Below are 22,296 nucleotides of genomic sequence, written 5' to 3'. Positions count from 1 at the left end.
AATCCATGATTTCCCCGAGCTGTTAGTTGCATGTCTTAAGATAACAGTGTTATATTAGTTGAGAACTATTGATTAGTTAGTAAGCTTCGTTAGTACTATTGAAGCTCGAAATGGTAGGAGTTTAAAGATGGATGACTTAGTTTTAAAGATAGAAAATTTAACCGTTAATTTTGCGGATAAACACGTTTTAAGTGATTTGAGCTTTAACGTGAAACGTGGTAGTTTTTTAAGTATTGTAGGCCAGAATGGAGTAGGGAAGACCACCTTGATCAAAGTGATTCTTGGTCAATTGAAGCCCACCAGTGGAAAGGTTCAGTTTATCCCGGATCGTTCTCAGGTCAAGGTTGGGTATGTGCCCCAGTTTAGAAATATTGATACCGAATATCCGTTGTCGGTAAAAGATTTTGTTGCTCTAGCTTTTAGTGGTTTTAAACTACCGTGGCTTTCAAGAAAAGATCGTGAAACGTTAAATCAGGTCCTAACTGAGACTAACCTAACTGATATTGCCAAAGAACCATTAGGAAGAACTTCCGGTGGGGAAAAACAGCGAGCTTATCTGGCACAGGCGCTGGTAGTGAAACCCGATCTTTTGATTTTGGATGAATCGACGGCAAGTCTTGACCCAGAGGCCAAGGAGAACCTGCTTAATGTGGTTTCCGACCTAAACGTCAAAAGGGACTTAACCGTAATCTTTGTTACGCATGACATTCCGCTAGCAAAGAAGTTCGCTAACGAATACTTGTTTTTGCGTCCTGATAATTATGAATTTGGACCAATTAAGAACTTAAATGTTGAAGAATTTTGGAAGGGGCAAGCCGATGTTTAGTTTTGAATTTATGCGTAATGCCTTTTTAGCAAGTACCATCATTGCGGTGGTCTGTGGGGTCATCGGGGTGTTTGTCGTTTCAAGAAACATGCCGTTTCTGACCCACACTTTATCTGAGATTGGGTTTGCTGGAGCTTCCTTTGGAATGTTTGTTGGGATTAGTCCGTTAAACGGGATGCTACTCTTTACCACCATTAGTTCGGTTCTAGTTGGGAGAATGAGTGCTGGTTCCGTTGCCGAAAGACGAGAAGATACCATCAGTGCTGTTTCGGCCCTCTTTATTGGACTAGGAGTCTTATTTCTAGCCCTTTCAAACAGTAGTGCTAGTTACGCCACTAATATCCTATTCGGAAGTATTGTTGGAATCAGTGCTTCTGAAGTCCATCAGATGATTTGGTTATCGGTGATTGTGTTAATCGTGACCCTATGTATTTATCGGGACTTAAAGTTTGATTCGTTTGATGCAGTGGGAGCCAGAGCCCAGAAAATTCCAAGTGGAATCCTCTCATTGATTTTCCTAGTGATGCTGGCCTTAAGTGTCTCCGTGGCTGCTCAAATTGTCGGGGCACTTTTGATTTTTATCCTTTTGACTTTGCCAGCTGCGAGTGCTAAATACTTTGCCCATTCAGTCGGAAAAATGATTGGACTGGCCATTGTTTTTGGTTTGATCGGAGTTTGGGCTGGATTAACGCTTGGATACTACACGAACTGGCCGGTAAGTTTCTTTATTGCTGTTATTGAGGTTGCCATTTACTTTGGATCACTGATTTATAATCACTTTAGGGAGGGCTAATTTGATTTAGTTCCTCTTTTTTTTACTCTTTTTTCGATAAAGTGAAGTAAAACACGAACATTTATGCTAAAATTTCCTTGTGTGCCAATTTATGACGAGGTGAAAGCATGAAATTTAAAAGAAGTGAACGATTAGTAGATATGACAAACTATCTATTAAACCGTCCTCATACATTAGTACCATTAACTTTTTTCGCTAAGCGCTACAATTCTGCTAAATCTTCCATTAGTGAGGACTTAGCCATTGTGAAGCAAGCATTTCAACAACGTGGGATTGGTCTGGTTGAGACCGTTCCCGGAGCTTCTGGGGGCGCCAAATTTACGCCATACATTTTAAAAGAGGCGGCTGATCAGTTTATTAAAGAGGTCTCTGACATCTTAAACGATAACGATCGTTATCTTCCTGGTGGTTATGTTTATATGTCCGATATTTTAGGCCAACCGGAGAAGTTGAAAACCATTGGGCGGATCATTGCCACCCAATACCTGTTTCAGAAAGTTGACGCAGTACTAACGGTGGCAACGAGAGGAATTCCAGTTGCCGAAGCTTCTGCCACGTATTTAAATGTGCCACTGGTAATTGCTAGGCACGACTCTCAAATTACTGAAGGGTCGACCGTGAGTGTTAACTACGTTTCGGCATCTAGTCAGGAAGTTAAACGAATGACCATCTCAAAAAGAAGCCTGAAGCCAGGTTCTAACGTTTTGATTGTTGATGATTTTTTGCGTGGTGGCGGAACGATTTCTGGTCTGACGTCCCTGATTGATGAGTTCGATTGTCATCTGGTGGGCAGTACGGTTTTTGTTGAAACCGATGATCCAGGTCACAGAAAGGTTACTGATTTTACTTCATTACTTAAAATGGATATTAAAGATGATCAGATTGAGATTAAACCTGGCAATTATGCCCAAAAAATTTTTGGGAGTACAAATTAAAAATTAATTACAAGGGGAACAAAAATGAGTTCAAAGAATACGATTATTTTAGCGGCTGGTAAGGGCACTCGGATGAAGTCCAAGTTATATAAAGTTCTCCACCGAATTTGTGGGAAATCAATGGTTGACCATGTTTTGACGCAGGTATCCAAGTTAGATATGGATAACATCATCACGATTGTTGGTTACGGTGCTGAAGATGTGGAAAACGAACTTGGCAATCGTTGTGAGTACGTCGTCCAAGATAAACAACTTGGGACTGGCGATGCCGTTGCACGAGCTGAAGGACTTTTAAAGAACTCAGATGGTGAGACGTTAGTTATTAGTGGTGATACTCCATTATTTACCTCCTCTACTCTTAAGCAACTCTTTGAGTATCACGAACAAAAAAAGGCCACCGCGACCATTTTGACGTCTAAAGCTCCTGATCCGACTGGTTATGGCCGGATTGTTAGAAATGACATTGGGATTGTAGAAAAGATCGTGGAGCAAAAGGATGCTACGCCGGAAGAGCAGGGCATTCATGAGATTAACACTGGGGTTTACGTGTTTGATAATCATTCGTTATTTGAGGCTTTGCACAAGATTAATAACGATAACGCTCAGGGTGAATATTATTTAACTGATGCCATTGAAGTTTTAAAAAATGAGGGTCACACAATTGCTGCCTACAAGATGGCGAACTTTAATGAATCGATGGGTGTAAACGATCGGGTCGCTCAGGCCCGTGCCACTCAAATTATGCAAGCCCGGATTAATCGTCAGCACATGCAAAATGGTGTTACGATTGTTAATCCCGATGATACCTATATTGATAGTGACATTAAAATTGGTCAGGATACCATTATTGAACCAGGAGTTCAACTTCAAAATGGGACGGAAATCGGTAGTAACTGTATCATTGGTGCCCACTCTAAAATTTCTGGTAGTAAAATTCATGATAACGTTAAGGTCTTCTCTTCGGTAATTGAAGATTCTGAGATGATGTCCGGCTCTGATATCGGACCCGATAGTCATTTAAGACCAGGCGCTAAGATTGAAAAGAATGTTCACATTGGCAACTTCTGTGAAGTTAAAAGTGCCACCATTGGTGAGGGAACCAAGATGGGTCATCTGACTTATGTTGGCAATGCTAAACTCGGTAAACACATTAATATTGGTTGCGGAGTGATTTTTGCGAATTACGATGGAGCCCATAAGCACACCACAACGGTTGGTGATGATTCTTTTATTGGAAGTAATTCCAACTTGATCGCCCCAGTCCACATCGCTGATCATACTTTTATTGCGGCTGGTTCGACCATTACCGACGACATGGATCAGTACGACATGGGAATTGCTAGAGAGCGCCAGACTAACAAGCCGGGTTATTATAAAAAGCTTCCCTTTAAAGGCGCTAATTAATTTGAGCTAAATAGTGAAATTGTTTTCTGAAAATAATATAATGGAATTGATTAGGTAGGAAAAAAATGTGGGGGTTATAATGGCTGAAAAGTATGCTGATCCAAAATTAAAGATTTTTTCTTTAAATTCAAATCGTCCGCTTGCAGAAAAGATTGCTAAACGAGTGGGAGTTCCCTTGGGAAAGGCTTCCGTCAGTCGCTTTAGTGATGGTGAGATTCAAATTAATATTGAAGAAAGCATTCGTGGCGATAACGTTTATATTATCCAATCAACTTCTGATCCCGTTAATGATAATTTAATGGAATTATTAATCATGATCGATGCTTTAAGAAGAGCAAGTGCCAAAACCATTAACGTGGTTATTCCATACTATGGTTACGCTAGACAAGATCGAAAAGCACGAAGTCGTGAACCAATTACCGCTAAGTTAGTGGCAGACATGCTGGAAAAAGATGGAATCACACGTTTGGTAGCCCTTGATTTACATGCTGCTCAAATTCAAGGATTCTTTGATGTTCCCGTTGATCATTTGATGGGGGCACCGCTCCTTGCTGATTACTTCATTAAGAACGGACTCGCAAAAGACGCGGTAGTTGTTTCACCTGATCATGGTGGGGTGAGTCGAGCTCGTGCCATGGCTGAGTTTTTAAAGGCTCCAATTGCTATTATTGATAAGCGTCGCCCAAAAGCCAACGTTGCTCAAGTTATGAACATCATTGGGGATGTAAAGGGGAAGCGTTGTATCATGATTGACGATATGATTGATACAGCTGGAACCATTACGAAAGGTGCGCAAGCCTTAATGGATGCTGGTGCTTCAGAAGTTTATGCATGTTGTACCCATCCCGTCTTATCAGGGCCAGCAACCGAAAGAATCGAAGCTTCGCCAATTAAGAAACTGGTTGTGACTGATTCCATTCAGTTACCCGATTATAAAAAAATTGACAAGATCAAACAAATTTCAGTTGCACCATTAATTGGAGACGCAATTACTAGAATTAACGAAAATCGTCCCGTTAGTCCGCTGTTTAGTCATCGATTTGACTATGGTAAGGATGATGAAAAAAAGTAATGGATAAAAAATAATCTTAGCTTAAAATGCTAAGATTATTTTTTTGCGCTCGTTTGTTATTGATTAACGTACTTATTGATGGCGTATGCTACCCCATCTTCTGAATTAGGTTTAGTAACAAATTGGGAGTTCTTTTTAACTTCATCGATTCCGTTACCCATGGACACTCCCAGTCCCGCAAACTTGATCATCGAAATATCATTCCCCTGATCGCCAATGGCCATGACGTTATCTGGCTTTAAACCAAGCTTTTCGGAAAGATCCCGTAAGGCATTGCCTTTACTTGAATTTGAGTTCATAAACTCAAGAAAGACCGGTGAACTCTGAACGACACTCATTCGGTCGTAGATTGATTTTGGTAGATTGCCCTTTGCTTTGGTAATCTTGTCCGGATAATCAACGTACATCAGTTTGTAAATGTTGACGTCACGAGTGATTTCACCAGGAGTTCGATATTTGATGGGCATCGAAACAAGATGGCTTTCTTCAACGGAAAAGGGACTAATATCACGATCGGTAGTGGTAATGGAATCAACCGTTTCGATTTGGAAGTGAACTCCCATTTCTCGTGACATCATTTCAATTTCTAAAAAGTCATCATACTTAACCGTTTCTTTGATTAACACTTTGCCACTAACCGTTTCGACTAGGGCACCATTATAAGTGATGGCGTATTCATCGTCTCCGTCAATTCCGAGCTTATCAAGGTATGGCTTTACGCCAGTAATGGGGCGACCAGTACAAAGAACCACTTTTATGCCTTGATTGCAGGCTTTAGTAATAGCTTCGATGGTTGCTTTTGCTAATTGATTTTTTTCGTTTAATAGGGTGCCGTCGATATCGATGGCAATTAATTTGATATCCATGTTAGTTCTCCTTTGGAATTATAAGGTTGTCATTATCAATGTATTTTTGAAATTCATCGTATAAAGGTTGAAAAAGTTCAACGTTTTTTGTTGGCTTAAGCATTTCACGTGGAAAGAAAAAACGCTTGTCACCAATTAGTTTTCCGGTAATGGCACGAACTAGGTCACTAGTTTGAGAGAGTTCTACCAAATTACCATCATTTTCCATCAGTTCAATCTGGGCGTTTTGATGTTTACTTTTGGGATCGTAGACATCATAGGGCTGATCAAAACTGTTGTCAGTGGCAGTGTAGTACTTTGGATTAAATCCGGCTTTTTCAATGATCTTTTGTAGCTTAGGGATTAAAAATTCCGTCTGATCATTGTATTTAGCGGATTTAAAGGGACGCCGATTTAAGAAACGTTTGGCGAGGTCAGAGAGAATCGGATCTTCCGACTTTCGCCACATGACGAAGTAGGTGTTAAGCACCCCATCGTCAATTTGTAAATAATCATCTAGGGAGTAGTTATTAGAAAAGATTGGCATTAAAAGACTAGGCTTAAAGGTGCTCTTAGGTTGTAACGCTAATTCTTTCGCCCGCATCAGTAGGTGACTTAAAATAACCTCCATCGAACGTGAGACGGGATGGAAGTATACTTGTTGATACATTTGAAAACGACAAACAATGTAGTACTCAATCGCATGTAAACCACTTGCCCGAAAACAAATCCCACCAGAGTACGGACGCATCACCTGAAGAATCCGATCCAAATCAAAATTACCGTATTGTGCTCCGGTGTAATATGAATCGCTTAGAAGGTAGTCCATCCGATCGGCATCAACTTGACTTGAAATCATTTGGACGACTTGCGGATTGTCATAGGTCTTGTTAATGACACTGGCGACGCGTTCGGGAAAATCGGGACCGACCTCACTTAAGACGTGGTTAATTTCCGTTTCGTTTGAAGTGATGATTTGCTGGGTAATCTGTTCGTGATTGGTGTGAAAAATGTGTTCAAACGTATGTGAATAAGCTCCATGACCAACGTCGTGAAGTAGAGCGGCACACAGGGCCACAATTCGTTCTGAATCGTCCCATAAGCCATCACCCGCTTTTTTAGACGGATAATTTCGCTTAAAATTATCACAAATTCGTCTAGTAATTTCATACACTCCTAAAGAGTGGCTAAATCGGGTGTGTTCTGCTCCGTGAAAGGTTAATGAAGTAGTTCCTAACTGCTTGATTCGTCTTAGACGTTGAAATTCAGGCGTATTAATGAGATCAAGAATTACTTGGTGTTCAACGTAAACGTGACCCAGAACTGGGTCACGAAAAACTTTGTCATATTTCAATGGTTGATTGTAATACTTCAATAAAAGACCTCCACTTATACTAATCTCTCTTCATTATAACTGAAATAAAAATAAACGTCATGACAAACTCAAAGTTAGTGCATTTCCATTGCTAACGGCGTAAAATCAAATTTGTGAGGTGATATTTTTGACAGAAAACGAAAAGATCGAAAAAGTTCAAGTTGAGATTGCAATCGAAATAAAACAGGACGAAAACGTCGAACACCATCATTTTAAAGAAAATGGGCAACTAGTTATGCTTAACGGCTATCGTTATTTACGTTACGTTGAACACGTTGACGGACAACCGAACGTTCCTGTCACCTACCGGATTGGAAAAGATGCGATTCGGTTAACTCGTGCTGGCAAAAATCATCTTGAACTTCATTTTAAACCAAACGAAACAATCGAAGACTTGTACCGAACGCCATTTGGTAATTTGAAAATTGGGGCACATACCACTAGTATTAAGCAATCTAGAGATGATAAAAACGGATGGCAAATGATTGAGATTAATTATGAATTGTACACCGACGGACAGAAAGTCGGCGACTATCGAGTCAAATTGCAATTTAAATGTTAAACTAGTATTATTAGTCTGTTAGGAATCTAGAAAGGCGTGGTCGAATTGGAACTTAAAGAATTAGACAAGCAAGATAAAAGCGAATTATCAATGGTTGAAGTGGCTCATGCAATTTTAGCTGATGCTGGTAAAACCATGTCATTCGTTGATTTAACCAACGAAGTACAAAAATACTTGGGGGACAGCAACCAAGTAATTCGTGATCGTTTACCTCAATTCTACACAGACCTTAATGTTGATGGGAGTTTTATCTCCCTTGGCAATAACGTTTGGGGTCTTCGTACTTGGTACCCATATGAATCCATTAACGAAGCCACCATCAATGAAGGTGAAGAAGACAACGGTAATACTCCCAAAAAGCATCGTAAGGTGAATGCTTTTATGGCTGATGCAGCTGACGATGATGACGTGATCGACTATGATAACGATGATCCAGAAGATCAGGATGATTTTGATGATACCCCTGACGACAAGGATAAGTATCATAAGGATCTTGATGAAGAAAATCCTGATACTGATGATGACGCCATTGACGATGATGACGGTGTTGAAGGCGACCTCTCAGAGGTCAATCCAGATGACGATGACGATAAAAAAGATGATGACGACGACAATGATTAAACTTGACTAATTATGTAGAATCACTTAACATACTATTTGGGCACTTTACAGACATGTGAAGTATTTCGAATAAGTAACCGCTCCCTATTCAATGAATGGGGAGCTTTTTTTATGTTGTAACCTAAATTTGATGGAGGAGTTAAGCATGACTAAGTATATTTTTGTAACCGGTGGAGTAGTTTCTTCCTTAGGAAAGGGAATTGTTTCGGCTTCAATCGGAAGATTATTGAAGAATCGTGGCTTTAACGTTACGATCCAAAAATTTGATCCATATATCAACATTGATCCGGGAACAATGAATCCTTATCAACACGGAGAAGTCTTTGTTACCGATGATGGTGCTGAAACTGATCTTGATTTAGGTCATTACGAACGTTTTATTGATAACAATTTAAACAAGTACTCTAACTTTACGACCGGTAAAATCTATGAAGAAGTTCTAAGAAAAGAACGTCACGGAGATTATCTTGGGAGAACCGTTCAGGTCATCCCTCACATTACTGGAATGATTAAACAAAAGATTATGAGTGCCGCTCAAAGCACGGACGCTGATATCGTTATTTCAGAAATTGGTGGAACAGTTGGAGACATCGAGTCCCTACCGTTTTTGGAAGCCATCCGTCAGATGAAACATGAAGTCGGTGATGAGAATACTTTTTATATTCACGTTACGCTTGTTCCGTACCTGCACGCCGCAAAGGAAATGAAAACCAAACCAACCCAGCACAGTGTTAAAGAATTAAGGGGAATTGGCATTCAACCCGATATGTTGGTTCTTCGTGCTGAGAAACCAGTTAGTGATGAGATGAAGAAAAAAATTGCCATGTTCTGTGATGTTCCGGTTAAGGATATCATCGAGTCCATCGATGCTCCTAACTTGTACCAAATCCCGCTTAGTTTTCAAAAACAAGACATGGACGATGAGATTTTAAAGCACTTTAACGTTAAAGCTCCAGAGGCTGACATGAAAGATTGGAAGAAGATGGAGAAGCACATCAGAAATCTCAAGGGCGAGGTTAACATTGCCATTGTTGGTAAGTATGTTGATCTAAATGATGCCTACTTGTCCGTCAATGAAGCTTTAAAACATGCTGGTTATGCTGCTGACGATAAGGTTAACATTCACATGGTTGATGCGGGTACGATTAACAGAGACAACGTTTCTAAGAAGTTAAAGGGAATGGACGGAATATTGGTTCCTGGTGGATTTGGTAATCGAGGGGTCGAAGGAATGATTCAAGCCGCTCGATATGCTAGAGAAAATGATGTTCCTTATTTAGGTGTTTGCCTTGGAATGCAGATTGCTACCATCGAATATGCTAGAGACGTTGTGGGTTATAAGGATGCCAACTCAACTGAATTTGATCCGCAAACTAAGCACAATGTGATTGATCTCATGGCCGATCAAAATGATGTTACTGATGCTGGTGGAACCCAACGCTTGGGTGCTTATAAGACTAAGTTAAAAGCAGGGAGTAAAGCCGCCGCTGCATACGACAACAAAAAGGAAATCTCAGAGCGTCATCGTCATCGTTATGAATTCAATAATAAATTTAGAAAAGACTTGGAAGATGCTGGCTTAGTTATTTCTGGAACCTCACCAGATGATCACTTGGTTGAAGTAGTCGAAGTTCCAGCCAATAAATTTTATGTTGCAGCACAATACCATCCCGAATTTTTATCACGGCCAAATCGTCCCGAGGGATTATTCAAGGCGTTTGTCGCCGCTTCCGACAAAGAACACATGCATAATCACAAGAAGTAATCAGGCTTCTTTATAATCTTAATAAAATAATTTCTGATTTTGTATTGTGTTTTGGTGAAAACTTTCCTATGATTATTATTAAAAGATATGATATAAGTGAGGATTACCAATTATGACGATACTAAAAATATCAGGAGGACATCCTCTATACGGCGACGTCACCGTTGGCGGAGCTAAGAATAGTACGGTTGCTTTGATACCAGCCGCTATTTTGGCGGATAGTCCAGTGGAACTTGACATGGTTCCCGATATCCTGGATGTGCATAATCTCATGCTAATCCTCCAGTCGATGAACGTAACATCTGATTTTTCAGATGGTGTCTTAAACATTGATCCAACTAATATACTTGAGGGTGAATTGCCCGGTAAAGCAATTAAAAGTCTGCGTGCTTCCTATTATTTTATGGGAGCGCTTCTTGGCAAGTTTCATCGTGCCACGATTAGTTTCCCTGGTGGAGACAATATCGGACCACGGCCAATTGACCAGCACATTCGCGCCTTTAAGGCCTTGGGTGCAGAAGTCAATGAAAGTGATGATTCGGTCGATATTAATGCAACGGAAAATGGACTTCATGGTGCTTCAATTTTCTTTGACATGGTCTCGGTTGGAGCGACGATCAACACGATTCTGGCAGCGGTAAAGGCTGATGGGGTTACTACCATTAGTAATGCCGCTAAAGAACCGGAAATTATTGATATTGCATCGTTTTTGAATAGTATGGGAGCTAAGATCAGGGGAGCTGGGACCGACGTCATCAGGATTCAAGGCGTTGATCATCTCCAGGCCAAGGCGACGCATACGATTATCCCTGATCGAATTGAAGCGGGGACATATTTGACGTTAGCCGCCGCTGTTGGGAAGGGAATTAACGTTAAGAACGTAATTCCTGAGCATTTACAAGCCTACACGGCTAAGTTGATTGAAGCCGGCGTTCAATTAGAAGTTGGCGAAGACAGTATTTATGTTCCAAAGACTGGGAAATTAAATGGTATCGAGATTAAAACGGCACCGTTTCCAGGGTTTGCGACGGATTTACAACAACCAATTACCCCCATGCTGTTTAAAGCAGACGAGGATAGTGTGATTCACGATACGATTTATCCGGAACGTCAGAATCACATTGCCCAGCTCCAGAAGATGGGGGCTAATATCAAGGTCAATCCAACTGATAATTCAATTATTATCAGTAAGAGTGAGAACCTCCATGGGACAACCGTTCAAGCCGGAGAGATCCGCGCTGGGGCATCCTTGGTCATTGCTGGGCTGATGGCTAGTGGTAAGACCGTCATTGAAAATGCGGACAATATTTTACGCGGATATGATAATATTACTAATAAATTAACCAATCTACACGCTAACGTCCAGATGATTGACCAGGACGACTAACGCCTGGGTCCTATTGCGTACGTCAAAAAATAATGTTAAGCTATTATGGTTGATGTTATATTCGATAATCAATCTCTGAACTGTGTTTAGGGCAAAAGGAGCGAAATATTATGAAAAAAGGAATTCATCCAGATTTTCATCAAGTTGTTTTTCAAGATTCAAGTACTGGATTTAAGTTCATTACTGGTTCAACTGCAACCTCTGATGAAACCGTCAAAATGGACGACGGCAACACTTACCCATTAATCCGAGTTGAAATTTCATCTGATTCACATCCATTCTACACTGGTAAGCAAAAGTTCAACCAAGCAGATGGTGCGGTCGATCGTTTCAACAAGAAATATGGTCTTGCCGACAAATAATAATAAATAAAAAGAGCCAACTTTTAGTTGGCTCTTTTTTTGTCTAAATTTAGTTTACGGTCTTCTGTTCGTTTCTGGTTTCGTTTAATACTAACAAGAAGTTAATGAAGACAAGGATCGCGGTTGAAATGAACACACTTGAGTAATCAAACAAAGAAGAAACAATGGAGCCGATGATGGGTCCGATACAGTTTCCAGCTGCTTGCATGGACTGGTTCCAGCTAAAAATCCGACCAGTAACGTTAGATGGGGTGTTTTTAGCCAAAATGGTTTGAACGGCAGGTAACATACAGGCGTTGGAGATTCCAATTAGGAATCTGAGTCCCATTAATTCCCAGACGTTGGTTACAAACGCCATGGGGATGTAGACCAAGATGGCAAAGATGAAACCGCCTAGCATAATCTTGGAGGTCCCGATTCGATCGCCTAATGCTCCCAGTTTGGGGGCGGCAAAAAGCGTGGCAATCCCCGGAACTGCGGCAACAATTCCACTGTAGAAGGTGACTTGAGGACTATTGTGCATGATTTCTTTGACGTACAGTGACAGAATGGGTGAAATGGAGAAATTAGAGGCTTGAATAATCAGGGTGGTCAAGAACATTCCAAAAATCAGTTTGACGTTTGAAAGTTCGAAAATAACCTGTTTGGTAGATAAGTTGTCTTCTTTTGCAACCGGTTTAAAGTGTTCTTTAACGAAAAATAGCGTGACAAAAAAGACGGAAATGAGTAAACCACCAGTAATGAAGAAGGTAAGACGATAACTAAAGACAGAAGCTAAGATTCCGCCAATGAAGGGACCAAAAAGGGTTCCTGAGACGTTGCCGGTGGTTAAAATTCCAAGGGCTTTCCCACTTTCTCGCTTTGGTACCTGAGTCGCAAGTAAGGCGTTGGCATTGCTCATGTATCCAGAGAAGATTCCTTGAATAAATCGAAGGGCAATTAACTGCCAAACAGCAGTAACAAAGCCCATCAATATTAGACAGATTGCCATTCCAAGTGATGCTCGTAAAAGCATCACTTTTCGTCCGTATCTGTCAGCCAAAGATCCCCAAATGGGAGAGACGACGGCGGTAACAATGAAAGAGGCTGAGAAAGCAAGCCCACTATAGATACTTAGTTGACTAGAATTATAGTGGCCTAGGGTAGCGATGAACAAGGAGAGAAAAGGCATGACTTCACTAAAACCTAATCCATTCATGAACATCCCAAACCATAGTGCTACTAGGTTTTTGTGCCATATTTCTGAAGGAACCGGATCAGAGATTGGGGCTTTATTCTGATTCAAATGATTCGCTTCCTTCCTGTTTGCTGTTATGATGTTCTTGCATGTACTTTAGCCACAGGGGCAAAGATTGATCCAGCATTTGATAGGTATCCTCAAATCGATGGGTATACCAAGGATCAACGATGTTGACTCCCTTTTTACCGGGAACAATGTCCATGCATAAATGAAGCTTATTCCATTGACTTTTGGGGATCATCTTTTTAAGATCACTGATATTGTAGTCATCCATGGTAATAATGTAATCAGCATGATCGATGTCGTAAGCGGTGATTGGGTGGGATTGTTTCCCACTATAATCCAAGTGATGAGCGTCCATGGTTTTTTGAGCACCAGGATGAGGACGACTACCTGCTTCATCGTTTTCGGTGGCAGCTGAACTTACTGAATAATGATTTGAAAGTCCTTTATTTATAAGCATTTTTTTAAACATTGCTTCTGCCATGGGAGATCGACATATGTTCCCCAAGCAGACAAATAAAACGTTAGTTTTTTTCATAATCCACACTCCCGAAATTTAAATCGTTATTACTATATTAACAGTAATTGAACTCCATATATATAAAAATGAATGCTAATTATAACGTAAGAAAATGACGTGAGTTGGAAAAATGGTTATTAAAATCTTATTTTATGGTGAAAGGGGTAATAAGGATTGGAGCAAGACAAATATGTTAATTAACACAGTGTATTTTCAGGTTAATCCAGTTAAGAATTTTGCCTACAGTTGGGGAATTCTTCCGTTGGATTTTTTAAACGGAATTAAGAACGATCCCCAAAATATTATTTTATTAAATGATGATTATCGTTACGCAAATGATTTCAATATGTCCACTAAATTTGATTTAATTACCGGTCAAAATGAAATTAGAGAGTACATGATTAACAATAAAATTAGTACCAAGAAATGGGTTGATTTTAGAAACCGGGAGGATCTGGATTCTTTAAATGAGGATGAAATCGCAGATTTATTGTACTTGAGTCACATGGGTATCCCACTCAATCAAACGAGTCCATTTTCGGTTAAATTGAAGAATCAATTTGTGTTTTTGGGTGAATCCACTGGCTTTACAAAGGTATACATGCGTCATTTTAGTGCCATTAATCAAATTTTAGCTGTCTGCATTAAACGGCATCTAAAAAAGCAGTGGAACAGTAGACGAATGTTCGTAAAGTCAGTGCCGTTTAGGGATATCGACGAACGTACCATGACCAAGTTGTTAAAACTGGGAATTACGGGAGTTATTATTCCGTGTGATATGATAGTTATGAAGAGACCAAAGCTTGAGATTCCCTTAATGAGACACAAAAAACGATCTCCAAAGGTAATTTGGAACTCTTATGACCAGTTGAAAAGTGGAGCCTTTAAAGTTGGTCAAATTACTTATGATATTTCCACTAAAACGTGGGAACTTCAAAGAGACGTTGATGATGAGGGAGAATTAAACGATTTGGTTTAAACCAGCTGAGTCGCTTTTTTATTGATTTTTTTCTGATATACTTTAAATGCATTTACATCGAATTAAGAGGAGTTTTTGTTATGAAAATGAACCTTTTAGAGGTTGCAAAATCCGTTAATGGTGACTTGAATTCAAAAAAATACGAAAACGTTGAAATAACGGGAGTTTCGTTTGATAGTCGGAAGTTAAAACCGCATGATCTTTTTGTTCCACTCACTGGGAATCACGATGGGCACGATTTCATTGCTAGTGCCATCAAAAACGGGGCTAACGCAACGTTTTGGAGTCAAAGTCGAATTAGTGATGTTCCGAAGGATTTTCCGGTTATTTTAGTCGATGACACACTAAAAGCCCTACAGGATCTCAGTCGACACTATTTAAATAAGATTAATCCTAAAGTGGTGGCAATTACCGGAAGTAATGGCAAGACCACTACTAAAGACATGATTGCTTCAATTCTTACCACTCAGTTTAATGTTACTAAGACGCACGCTAACTTTAATAATGAGATTGGAGTCCCAATTACGATCCTTTCCATGGAATCTAACACAGAATATTTGGTGGTAGAGATGGGGATGGATCGACCCGGCCAACTTGACTTTTTAAGTAAGCTAGTTAAACCAGATATCGCTGTCATTACCATGATTGGTGAAGCTCACATTGAATTTTTCGGAACCCGTGCTAAGATTGCTGATGCCAAAATGGAGATTACCCATGGACTTAGACCAGATGGGGTGTTTGTCTATGACGGTGATGAACCCTTATTAAACGAACGGGCTAAATCACTTGACGTTGAAAAGTTGACCTTTGGAAGAAAAGACACTAATGATATTTACCCAAAGGATGTCTATGACGGCGACCACGAAACGACGTTTAAGACCAATCGGTTTGGAAACATGAAATTCACCATTCCGCTAATTGGTGACTATAACGTCAACAATGCCCTTGCTTCCATTGAAGTTGGTGAACTAGCGGAAATCCTGCCGGCCAACATGAAATCAGCACTAGACCATGCCAGTTTTACTAATAATCGAACTGAATGGGTTAAGGGTCAAAATGGTGAAATGATTTTAAGTGACGTATATAATTCGAACCCATCAGCTCTAAAAGCCGTTTTAAAGGCGTTTCAATCCACTCATTTACAAGGGAAGCGAGTTGCAGTTCTAGGTGACATGCTGGAACTTGGTGATAAGGGAGTGGAGATGCATGAGGATATTTCTGATGCAATCGATCCGCAATTGATTAACCAGGTTTACCTAGTTGGACCACTTATGAAGTCTTTATATCAAATGTTGCAAAAAAAATATCCCAATCAAAATGCCCTTCATTATTATCCAGTTGATCAGCTTGATCAATTAGCTAAAAGCCTAGACTCCCAGTTATCTACTGGGGATGAAGTCTTGTTAAAAGGGAGTCACGGAATTCACTTAGAACGAGTTTTAAAAGCGTTAGAATAGGTTCTTCGGTTTGTGAAATTAGGCCAGATGGTGTAATATGTTTTAGACACGTAATCGCTGAAGAATATAGAAATAAATGTGAATCAGACGATTTGCGCATTATGGAAAACGGATTTTTTCCAAGCAAATCATTGAATTCACAATTGTAGTTTCAATAGGAGGAACACATTTGAAGTTTAAAGATTTAGGACTATCTGATAGTCTATTAAAAGCCGTGGAAAAATCAGGCTTTGACGAACCCACTCCAATTCAGGCTCAGACAATTCCATTATTGTTAAAGGGTCAGGATGTTATTGGACAGGCTCAAACTGGGACTGGGAAAACGGCTGCGTTTTCCCTTCCAATCCTGCAAGAAATCGATCTGAATAATCCAGATGTGCAGGCACTTGTAATTTCACCAACTAGAGAACTTGCCATTCAAACGCAAAAAGAGATGCAACGTCTTGGTGGCGTTGAAGGAGCTCGAGTTCAAGTAGTTTATGGTGGTTCAGATATTCGCCAGCAAATTAGAGATTTGAAGAAGAAGCCACAGATTGTGGTGGGAACTCCAGGACGAATTCTTGATCACATTAATCGTCGCACCTTAAAACTAGGACACGTTAAGTACTTGGTGTTAGATGAAGCCGACGAAATGCTTAACATGGGATTCTTAGATGATATTGAAAGCATCATTAAGAACATTCCAGAAGATCGGCAAACTTTGCTTTTCTCAGCAACCATGCCGGCACCCATCAAACGAGTTGGGGTTCAGTTCATGAGAGATCCAAAGCAGATCACGGTTAAGTCGAAGGAATTAACCACTGACCTAGTTGATCAGTACTACGTTAAGGTTAAAGATAACGAAAAGTTTGATACAATGACCCGTTTGTTTGACGTTCAAACACCCAAGGTTACCATCGTATTTTGTCGAACTAAACGACGAGTCGACGAAGTTTCTAAGGGACTGATTGCGCGTGGTTATCGGGCAGCTGGTCTTCACGGTGATTTAACCCAAAAACGGCGAACTCAGATTATGAACGAATTTAAGAACGACAAGATTAATTATTTAGTGGCTACTGATGTGGCTGCTAGAGGAATTGATGTTTCGGGTGTCACTTACGTTTATAACTTTGATATTCCTCAAGATCCAGAAAGTTATGTTCATCGAATTGGGAGAACTGGTCGTGCCGGACATCATGGTACTTCAGTAACGTTTGTCACTCCAAATGAGATGAGTTATTTAAGAGGAATTGAACGACTTACCAAGGTAAGGATGCTTCCTTTAAAGCCACCTTCAGAAGACGAAGCCCTTGCTGGTCAGTTAAAATTTGCTGAAGATGATATTGAAAAGTTAGTAAAGAAGACGGATACTGCCAAGTTTGAGCGGGTCGCAAAAAAGCTCCTTGAAAAGTATGACAGTGTCGATTTGGTTTCTGCTCTTTTGAATGACATGACAAGAGATCAGGTTAAGGTTCACATTACGGCCGAAAAACCACTTAAAAATCATGGTGGCTTTGGTGGTCATCGTGGTGGCGGTTATCGCGGTAAGAGAAATGACCGGAACAGTCACAAACGCTTTGGCAATCATCGCGGTGGTCACGACTCAAGACGTCGTGATTCACGAGGTCATAATGGTGGTAACCACGGTAAATCAAAGAATTTTGTTATTAAGAATAAGTAGCAAAGAGAGAGCCTTCTTGGTTCTCTCTTTTATTTAGAAAATTAATTTATTAAGTGTTATAATAATTATCAAAGAATAATTAGATAGTACTTTATTCGAGGAAGTATACGTTATGGCAGTGGGAAGAAATCGAAATGCACAACTAGTTATTGATGAAGATGCCATTTTTCATAACATTAGTGAGGAACGAAAACGATTGGATGCCAAGTCGGATCTATTCATGGTTGTCAAGGCTAATGCTTATGGACACGGTGCGGTTCAAGTAGCGAGGATTGCTAAACAAGCAGGAGCTACTGGTTTTTGTGTTGCCATTTTAGACGAAGCCATTCAGCTTCGAGAAGCTGGATTTGTGTCTGAACCCATTCTTGTTTTGGGTCTTTGTAACCTTTCAAATGTTCCATTAATTGCGAAGTACAATGTTTCGGTTACGGTGAGCTCGATTGATTGGATTAAGCGGGCAGCTAAGTTAGCTGAGCAACTGAAATTAAAGAACAAGATTAGGGTTCATTTGGCTTTGGATACTGGAATGGGAAGGATCGGACTCCAAACTGTTTCGGAAGTTAGAGATGCAATAGTTGAGTTGAACCGAACTAGCGAGTATATTGACTTTGAGGGAGTATTTACTCATTTTTCTACCGCAGATAGCGCTAATGATGATTATTTTAAGTATCAATTGGATAATTTTAACGAATTGATGACTGCGATTCCCGATAAACCTCGTTATGTTCACGTGGCAAATTCAGCTACTAGTATGTGGCATAAAGCAGCGGGTGGAAACATGGTCCGCTTTGGAGTGGCTGGCTATGGTTTGAATCCATCGGGGGTTGAGATTGCTTCACCATTTAAGTTGAAACCAGCACTGAGCTTTACCAGTGAGTTAGTTTACGTTAAAGAGGTTAATGCTGGTCGTTCAATTGGATACGGTGCAACTTATACATCCAACTCAAAGGAGTGGATTGGAACGGTTCCTGTTGGATATGCAGACGGAGTTCGTCGCTCAATGCAGGGATTTTCACTTTTAGTAGATGGACAGTATTGTCCAATTGTCGGAAGAGTATGTATGGATCAACTGATGGTGAAGTTACCACATCAGTTACCAATTGGAACGAAGGTGACTTTGGTGGGAACTGATCATGGTCATACTATTACTCTCCAAGACGTTGCCGACTATTGTCATACCATTCACTATGAGATTGCATGTGGGTATTCGGATCGATTGCCACGGGTGTATAAATCAAGTAATCATTTGAAGTAACTATTTGTAAGGAGGAATTCTCCATGACATACAAATACACGATTGATGCTATTTGGTCTCAGAAAAATGAAGAATATTTCACCAAACTAGGACTTTCTTTTGACAACCACAAAGTTGCCATGGACTGTGACTCGTTTGATAAAGACCCTCTAATTAATTCTTTAATTTATGGCTACTCAATCATGGCCAATCTAAATTCAATAATTGTTGATGAATATTCTCCATGTGAGGATGAGATCGCAAGACGGCTCTTTGACAATTATGAAGACGAGAAGTCACGGTTGTAAGTTTATTTATGCGGAAGGAATAGTCTATGGAAAACGTTGAAATTAAACGTGGCGATATTTTCTATGCAGACTTATCTCCAGTCGTTGGTTCTGAACAGGGTGGAATGCGACCAGTTTTGGTAGTCCAAAATAACGTTGGAAATCATTATAGTCCCACTGTGATTGTGGCCGCAATTACGGCTCGGATTACTAAGCCAAAGATGCCTACTCACGTGGGTATTACACCTCAGAATGCCGGAATTGAGAAGAGTTCGGTGATTCTGTTAGAACAAATTAGGACGATTGATAAGCAGCGTCTTAAAGATCATGTCACTCATTTAAGTAAAGATATCATGAGAAAAGTTGATGCTGGTCTTAGTTTAAGTCTAGGGCTCAGTCAGAGCACGCACGAAGTCTGATGATACATAAGATACAAAAAAGAACGTGGAATTATTCCACGTTCTTTTTTGTATCTAATTTTCTTCGATTGGAGTTTCTTTTGATTCTTGTTTTAGATCTTCAACTTCTGGAACTTTGAATCCCTTTCGTTCTAGAGCTGCAATGATGCGGTCCAGACGATCCTTAGTCACCTTAGACGGGAGGGTAAACATGGTTCGATAGACCGTTTTACCAGAACGATCAACTGAATCCAAGCTGATCACACTTGAAATGGCGGTATATCTAGTAATAATGTGAGCCATCTCTTCTAAGTCCCCACGTTCACCAGGTGAGACAACTGAAATCACGTAGCTACCAAATTTCACGTTCCATGATTGTGACAAGCTTTCCATCAATTTCGTGTGAGTTAAAATGCCATAAAAATTATTGAACTCGTCAAGAACGGCAATGTATGGAAGATCCTTAATCGTAAAGAAGACCTTGAAAAAAGCTGAATTCAGGTTAACAAATTTAGTTTCGTTTCTAATCAGGGTCATAACCGAGTCGGACATCTTGCCGCCATCGGCTTCGTGTTTGTAGATGTGCATGCGATAAATGTTACCCTTGAAGGCTTTATGAGTGGCATCTAAAACGGGAATGCAACGAAAATGATTCTTTTCCATTAATTTTAATGCGGTGTCGAGATCAGTGTTTTCATCAACAGTAATCAGGTCACTTTTAGGTTTAACTAAAGATTGCAAAATCATGGTTAAGGCTCCTCACATAAGTAATTTCTAATTAATATTAACACAAAATAACTGGGAGCATAAAAAAACAGACATAAATGTCTGTTCTTTTTAAACTTATTTTTAAAGGTTGATGGTCTTCATACCTTTAGCAATGGTTTCTTTTAAAGTTTTAGCTGAAGCACTCATCTTGTCTTTTTCGTCATCACTTAATGGAACTTCAAGGACTTTGGCAACTCCTGAAGCATTAACAATGGCAGGAGTTCCAATGTAAATATCGGACAAACCGTATTCACCATTCATTGGGGCACCGATTGGTAAAACGGTGTTTTCGTCTCTTAAAATGGCCTTTGAAATTCTCATCAAAGCAGTTCCAACTCCGTAGAAAGTAGCACCCTTCTTGTTAATGATGTCGTAGGCCTTGTTTCTAGTTTCGGCTTCCATTTTCAATAAGTCGTCCTTGCTAACACCATTTTGTTTAGCAAATTCAACCAATGGAACGTTTCCGATTGAAGCTTCATCAATATCAGCAAATTCTGAATCACCGTGTTCACCCATAACGTAAGCATTAACGCTTTGTGGGTTAACGTTTAACTTCTTACCAACGGCAACTTGGAAACGTGAGGTATCAAGTGATGTACCTGAACCAAAGACACGGTTTTTAGGAAAGCCAGAAATCTTTTGGGTTGCGTAGGTTAAAATGTCAACTGGGTTAGCAGCAATTAAGAAGATTCCATCAAAACCAGAATCAACAACTGGCTTAACGATGGTAGTCAAAATCTTCAAGTTTTTGTTAACCAGGTCAAGTCTAGTTTCACCGGGTTTTTGTGGAGCTCCAGCAGTGATCACAACTAAATCAGCGTCTTTACAGTCACTGTAGTCACCAGAGTAGATCTTTTTTGGAGAAGTGAAAGGTTGGGCATCTTCAAGGTCCAATGCGTCTCCTTCAGTTCTGTTTTTGTCGATATCAACAACGACAAATTCTTCGGCGATCCCTTGTTGCATCATTGCGAATGCGTATGATGAACCAACGGCACCATCACCAACTAAAACAACTTTTTCGTGTTTTTCAGCCATAATATTTCTCCCTTTTGAAATTAGTTTGTTCACAAACTGATTATATCATGAACGAATTTATTTATACAGAACCATATTCTTAATGGTACGGGATCAGCTCAAATCGTTAATCTATTATGATACAATAAACATGATTAAGCCGAGTGAGTAATTATTCATTTCGGCCATTTTAGGTTAATTAGAAGTAAATGGGAGACAATAGCAATGAAAATGATTGTGGGATTAGGCAACGTTGGTGCTGAATTTGATGGTACCAGGCATAACACGGGGTTTATGGTGGTTGATAAGTTTGCTGATCAAAACCAGATTGCGATTAATAAACAAAAGATGGATGCCATGTATGGTACGGGAATAGTCAATGGTGAAAAGGTAATGGTAGTCAAACCAACGACGATGATGAATGATTCAGGGCGCGCAGTTCATCCGTTGATGCAATTTTTCAAATTAGATCTTGATGATTTAGTGATTGTTTACGATGACATGGATTTACCAGTGGGACGAATTCGGCTAAGAAACCACGGTTCGGCTGGTGGTCATAATGGAATTAAAAGTATCATTGCCCACCTTGGGACCGATCAGTTTGATCGGATTAAGATTGGAACCAGTCATCCCAAACGTGAAAGTGTTGTGAACTATGTCTTGAGTAAATTTAGTCTGGAACAACGGGCACCGTTTTTAGAAGCGGAGGATCATGCGGTTAAAGCATTAGACGAGTGGGTTTCTGGTACTCCCTTCAGTAAGTTAGAAAATCAGTTTAATTAATTCGTA

Annotated in this window: 23 protein-coding genes; 17 read left to right on the top strand and 6 right to left on the bottom strand. The window is 40.0% G+C overall.

From position 1 onward, the window contains the following. The first annotated feature begins 127 nt into the window (after nt 1–127). From AC6UC9_RS04105 to AC6UC9_RS04085, 5 genes are all read left to right on the top strand, one after another. Entirely contained in the window at nt 128–826 is a 699-nt protein-coding gene (locus AC6UC9_RS04105; protein WP_500701212.1) for a metal ABC transporter ATP-binding protein, read from the top strand. Further along, nucleotides 819–1,619, top strand: coding sequence for a metal ABC transporter permease (locus AC6UC9_RS04100; protein WP_500693997.1), 801 nt, complete (start codon nt 819–821; stop codon nt 1,617–1,619). The genes AC6UC9_RS04105 and AC6UC9_RS04100 overlap by 8 nt, the downstream gene beginning before the upstream one ends. Before the next feature lie 107 nt (nt 1,620–1,726). Continuing rightward, entirely contained in the window at nt 1,727–2,554 is an 828-nt protein-coding gene (gene purR / locus AC6UC9_RS04095; RefSeq protein WP_500693996.1) for a pur operon repressor, read from the top strand. 24 nt (nt 2,555–2,578) lie between these two features. Next, on the top strand, nt 2,579–3,958 hold the full coding sequence (glmU, locus tag AC6UC9_RS04090) for a bifunctional UDP-N-acetylglucosamine diphosphorylase/glucosamine-1-phosphate N-acetyltransferase GlmU (RefSeq protein WP_500701211.1): 1,380 nt from the start codon (nt 2,579–2,581) through the stop codon (nt 3,956–3,958). A gap of 79 nt (nt 3,959–4,037) precedes the next feature. Continuing rightward, a complete protein-coding gene (locus AC6UC9_RS04085) occupies nt 4,038–5,030 on the top strand; it encodes a ribose-phosphate diphosphokinase (RefSeq protein ID WP_500693994.1) in 993 nt (330 codons plus the stop codon). 56 nt (nt 5,031–5,086) lie between these two features. On the opposite strand, the gene yidA is transcribed toward AC6UC9_RS04085, so the two are convergent. Both yidA and AC6UC9_RS04075 read right to left on the bottom strand, forming a co-directional pair. Then, nucleotides 5,087–5,896, bottom strand: a complete 810-nt coding sequence (gene yidA, locus AC6UC9_RS04080) for a sugar-phosphatase (RefSeq protein ID WP_500701210.1) — start codon at nt 5,894–5,896, stop codon at nt 5,087–5,089. Between the two features lies 1 nt (nt 5,897). After that, nucleotides 5,898–7,250, bottom strand: a complete 1,353-nt coding sequence (locus tag AC6UC9_RS04075) for an HD domain-containing protein (protein WP_500693992.1) — start codon at nt 7,248–7,250, stop codon at nt 5,898–5,900. A gap of 127 nt (nt 7,251–7,377) precedes the next feature. Between AC6UC9_RS04075 and AC6UC9_RS04070 the strand changes: the two genes are divergently transcribed. The 5 genes from AC6UC9_RS04070 to AC6UC9_RS04050 all read left to right on the top strand — a co-directional run bounded on the left by AC6UC9_RS04070 (nt 7,378) and on the right by AC6UC9_RS04050 (nt 11,947). Then, entirely contained in the window at nt 7,378–7,812 is a 435-nt protein-coding gene (locus tag AC6UC9_RS04070) for a YwiB family protein (protein ID WP_500701209.1), read from the top strand. A gap of 45 nt (nt 7,813–7,857) precedes the next feature. Further along, on the top strand, nt 7,858–8,433 hold the full coding sequence (gene rpoE, locus AC6UC9_RS04065; protein WP_500695768.1) for a DNA-directed RNA polymerase subunit delta: 576 nt from the start codon (nt 7,858–7,860) through the stop codon (nt 8,431–8,433). 145 nt (nt 8,434–8,578) lie between these two features. Further along, the gene (pyrG, locus tag AC6UC9_RS04060) at nt 8,579–10,198 is read left to right on the top strand and encodes a CTP synthase (protein ID WP_500701208.1); all 1,620 of its coding nucleotides are present in this window, start codon (nt 8,579–8,581) and stop codon (nt 10,196–10,198) included. Between the two features lie 112 nt (nt 10,199–10,310). After that, nucleotides 10,311–11,585 carry a UDP-N-acetylglucosamine 1-carboxyvinyltransferase gene (murA, locus tag AC6UC9_RS04055; protein WP_500693988.1) on the top strand — a complete coding sequence of 425 codons (1,275 nt, stop codon included), beginning with the start codon at nt 10,311–10,313 and terminating at the stop codon, nt 11,583–11,585. A 110-nt stretch (nt 11,586–11,695) separates the two neighbouring features. Further along, the gene (locus AC6UC9_RS04050) at nt 11,696–11,947 is read left to right on the top strand and encodes a type B 50S ribosomal protein L31 (protein ID WP_500693987.1); all 252 of its coding nucleotides are present in this window, start codon (nt 11,696–11,698) and stop codon (nt 11,945–11,947) included. A gap of 49 nt (nt 11,948–11,996) precedes the next feature. Here AC6UC9_RS04050 and AC6UC9_RS04045 read toward each other — a convergent pair whose 3' ends face one another. Further along, complete coding sequence (locus AC6UC9_RS04045) at nt 11,997–13,232, bottom strand: multidrug efflux MFS transporter (RefSeq protein WP_500699646.1); 1,236 nt, start codon at nt 13,230–13,232, stop codon at nt 11,997–11,999. Continuing rightward, a complete protein-coding gene (locus AC6UC9_RS04040) occupies nt 13,219–13,728 on the bottom strand; it encodes a low molecular weight protein-tyrosine-phosphatase (protein ID WP_500696918.1) in 510 nt (169 codons plus the stop codon). Before AC6UC9_RS04040 ends, AC6UC9_RS04045 begins: the two co-directional genes overlap by 14 nt. 172 nt (nt 13,729–13,900) lie before the next feature. Here AC6UC9_RS04040 and AC6UC9_RS04035 point away from each other — a divergent pair, with 172 nt between their 5' ends. From AC6UC9_RS04035 to AC6UC9_RS04010, 6 genes are all read left to right on the top strand, one after another. After that, the gene (locus tag AC6UC9_RS04035; RefSeq protein ID WP_500701207.1) at nt 13,901–14,689 is read left to right on the top strand and encodes a hypothetical protein; all 789 of its coding nucleotides are present in this window, start codon (nt 13,901–13,903) and stop codon (nt 14,687–14,689) included. Between the two features lie 80 nt (nt 14,690–14,769). Continuing rightward, the gene (locus AC6UC9_RS04030) at nt 14,770–16,146 is read left to right on the top strand and encodes a UDP-N-acetylmuramoyl-tripeptide--D-alanyl-D-alanine ligase (protein WP_500701206.1); all 1,377 of its coding nucleotides are present in this window, start codon (nt 14,770–14,772) and stop codon (nt 16,144–16,146) included. A 169-nt stretch (nt 16,147–16,315) separates the two neighbouring features. After that, complete coding sequence (gene cshA, locus AC6UC9_RS04025; protein WP_500701204.1) at nt 16,316–17,806, top strand: degradosome RNA helicase CshA; 1,491 nt, start codon at nt 16,316–16,318, stop codon at nt 17,804–17,806. Between the two features lie 112 nt (nt 17,807–17,918). Continuing rightward, entirely contained in the window at nt 17,919–19,061 is a 1,143-nt protein-coding gene (gene alr, locus AC6UC9_RS04020; RefSeq protein ID WP_500701203.1) for an alanine racemase, read from the top strand. Between the two features lie 23 nt (nt 19,062–19,084). Next, nucleotides 19,085–19,348, top strand: a complete 264-nt coding sequence (locus AC6UC9_RS04015) for a hypothetical protein (protein WP_500693980.1) — start codon at nt 19,085–19,087, stop codon at nt 19,346–19,348. 26 nt (nt 19,349–19,374) lie between these two features. Beyond that, nucleotides 19,375–19,746, top strand: a complete 372-nt coding sequence (locus AC6UC9_RS04010) for a type II toxin-antitoxin system PemK/MazF family toxin (RefSeq protein WP_010022835.1) — start codon at nt 19,375–19,377, stop codon at nt 19,744–19,746. Between the two features lie 54 nt (nt 19,747–19,800). Here the strand turns inward: AC6UC9_RS04010 and cbpA are convergent, their stop codons facing one another. Further along, nucleotides 19,801–20,472 carry a cyclic di-AMP binding protein CbpA gene (gene cbpA / locus AC6UC9_RS04005; protein ID WP_500693979.1) on the bottom strand — a complete coding sequence of 224 codons (672 nt, stop codon included), beginning with the start codon at nt 20,470–20,472 and terminating at the stop codon, nt 19,801–19,803. Between the two features lie 102 nt (nt 20,473–20,574). Next, a complete protein-coding gene (locus tag AC6UC9_RS04000) occupies nt 20,575–21,528 on the bottom strand; it encodes an L-lactate dehydrogenase (RefSeq protein ID WP_500701202.1) in 954 nt (317 codons plus the stop codon). Nucleotides 21,529–21,732: 204 nt separating this feature from the next. Between AC6UC9_RS04000 and pth the strand changes: the two genes are divergently transcribed. After that, complete coding sequence (pth, locus tag AC6UC9_RS03995) at nt 21,733–22,290, top strand: aminoacyl-tRNA hydrolase (protein WP_500701201.1); 558 nt, start codon at nt 21,733–21,735, stop codon at nt 22,288–22,290. Nucleotides 22,291–22,296: the final 6 nt, after the last annotated feature.

It is taken from the genome of Fructilactobacillus sp. X7R4C1 (assembly GCF_059901115.1).
This window is presented reverse-complemented; position numbering and strand designations above follow the sequence as displayed.

Excerpts from the sequence above, each read along its gene's own strand:
- pyrG (WP_500701208.1), top strand. The coding sequence starts at position 8,579 with ATGACTAAGTATATTTTTGTAACCGGTGGAGTAGTTTCTTCCTTAGGA.
- AC6UC9_RS04010 (WP_010022835.1), top strand. The coding sequence starts at position 19,375 with ATGGAAAACGTTGAAATTAAACGTGGCGATATTTTCTATGCAGACTTA.
- AC6UC9_RS04085 (WP_500693994.1), top strand. The coding sequence starts at position 4,038 with ATGGCTGAAAAGTATGCTGATCCAAAATTAAAGATTTTTTCTTTAAAT.
- purR (WP_500693996.1), top strand. The coding sequence starts at position 1,727 with ATGAAATTTAAAAGAAGTGAACGATTAGTAGATATGACAAACTATCTA.
- AC6UC9_RS04100 (WP_500693997.1), top strand. The coding sequence starts at position 819 with ATGTTTAGTTTTGAATTTATGCGTAATGCCTTTTTAGCAAGTACCATC.
- glmU (WP_500701211.1), top strand. The coding sequence starts at position 2,579 with ATGAGTTCAAAGAATACGATTATTTTAGCGGCTGGTAAGGGCACTCGG.
- AC6UC9_RS04040 (WP_500696918.1), bottom strand. The coding sequence starts at position 13,728 with ATGAAAAAAACTAACGTTTTATTTGTCTGCTTGGGGAACATATGTCGA.
- cbpA (WP_500693979.1), bottom strand. The coding sequence starts at position 20,472 with ATGATTTTGCAATCTTTAGTTAAACCTAAAAGTGACCTGATTACTGTT.
- alr (WP_500701203.1), top strand. The coding sequence starts at position 17,919 with ATGGCAGTGGGAAGAAATCGAAATGCACAACTAGTTATTGATGAAGAT.
- AC6UC9_RS04050 (WP_500693987.1), top strand. The coding sequence starts at position 11,696 with ATGAAAAAAGGAATTCATCCAGATTTTCATCAAGTTGTTTTTCAAGAT.
- AC6UC9_RS04030 (WP_500701206.1), top strand. The coding sequence starts at position 14,770 with ATGAAAATGAACCTTTTAGAGGTTGCAAAATCCGTTAATGGTGACTTG.
- murA (WP_500693988.1), top strand. The coding sequence starts at position 10,311 with ATGACGATACTAAAAATATCAGGAGGACATCCTCTATACGGCGACGTC.
- AC6UC9_RS04000 (WP_500701202.1), bottom strand. The coding sequence starts at position 21,528 with ATGGCTGAAAAACACGAAAAAGTTGTTTTAGTTGGTGATGGTGCCGTT.
- pth (WP_500701201.1), top strand. The coding sequence starts at position 21,733 with ATGAAAATGATTGTGGGATTAGGCAACGTTGGTGCTGAATTTGATGGT.
- AC6UC9_RS04015 (WP_500693980.1), top strand. The coding sequence starts at position 19,085 with ATGACATACAAATACACGATTGATGCTATTTGGTCTCAGAAAAATGAA.
- AC6UC9_RS04105 (WP_500701212.1), top strand. The coding sequence starts at position 128 with ATGGATGACTTAGTTTTAAAGATAGAAAATTTAACCGTTAATTTTGCG.
- yidA (WP_500701210.1), bottom strand. The coding sequence starts at position 5,896 with ATGGATATCAAATTAATTGCCATCGATATCGACGGCACCCTATTAAAC.
- AC6UC9_RS04035 (WP_500701207.1), top strand. The coding sequence starts at position 13,901 with ATGTTAATTAACACAGTGTATTTTCAGGTTAATCCAGTTAAGAATTTT.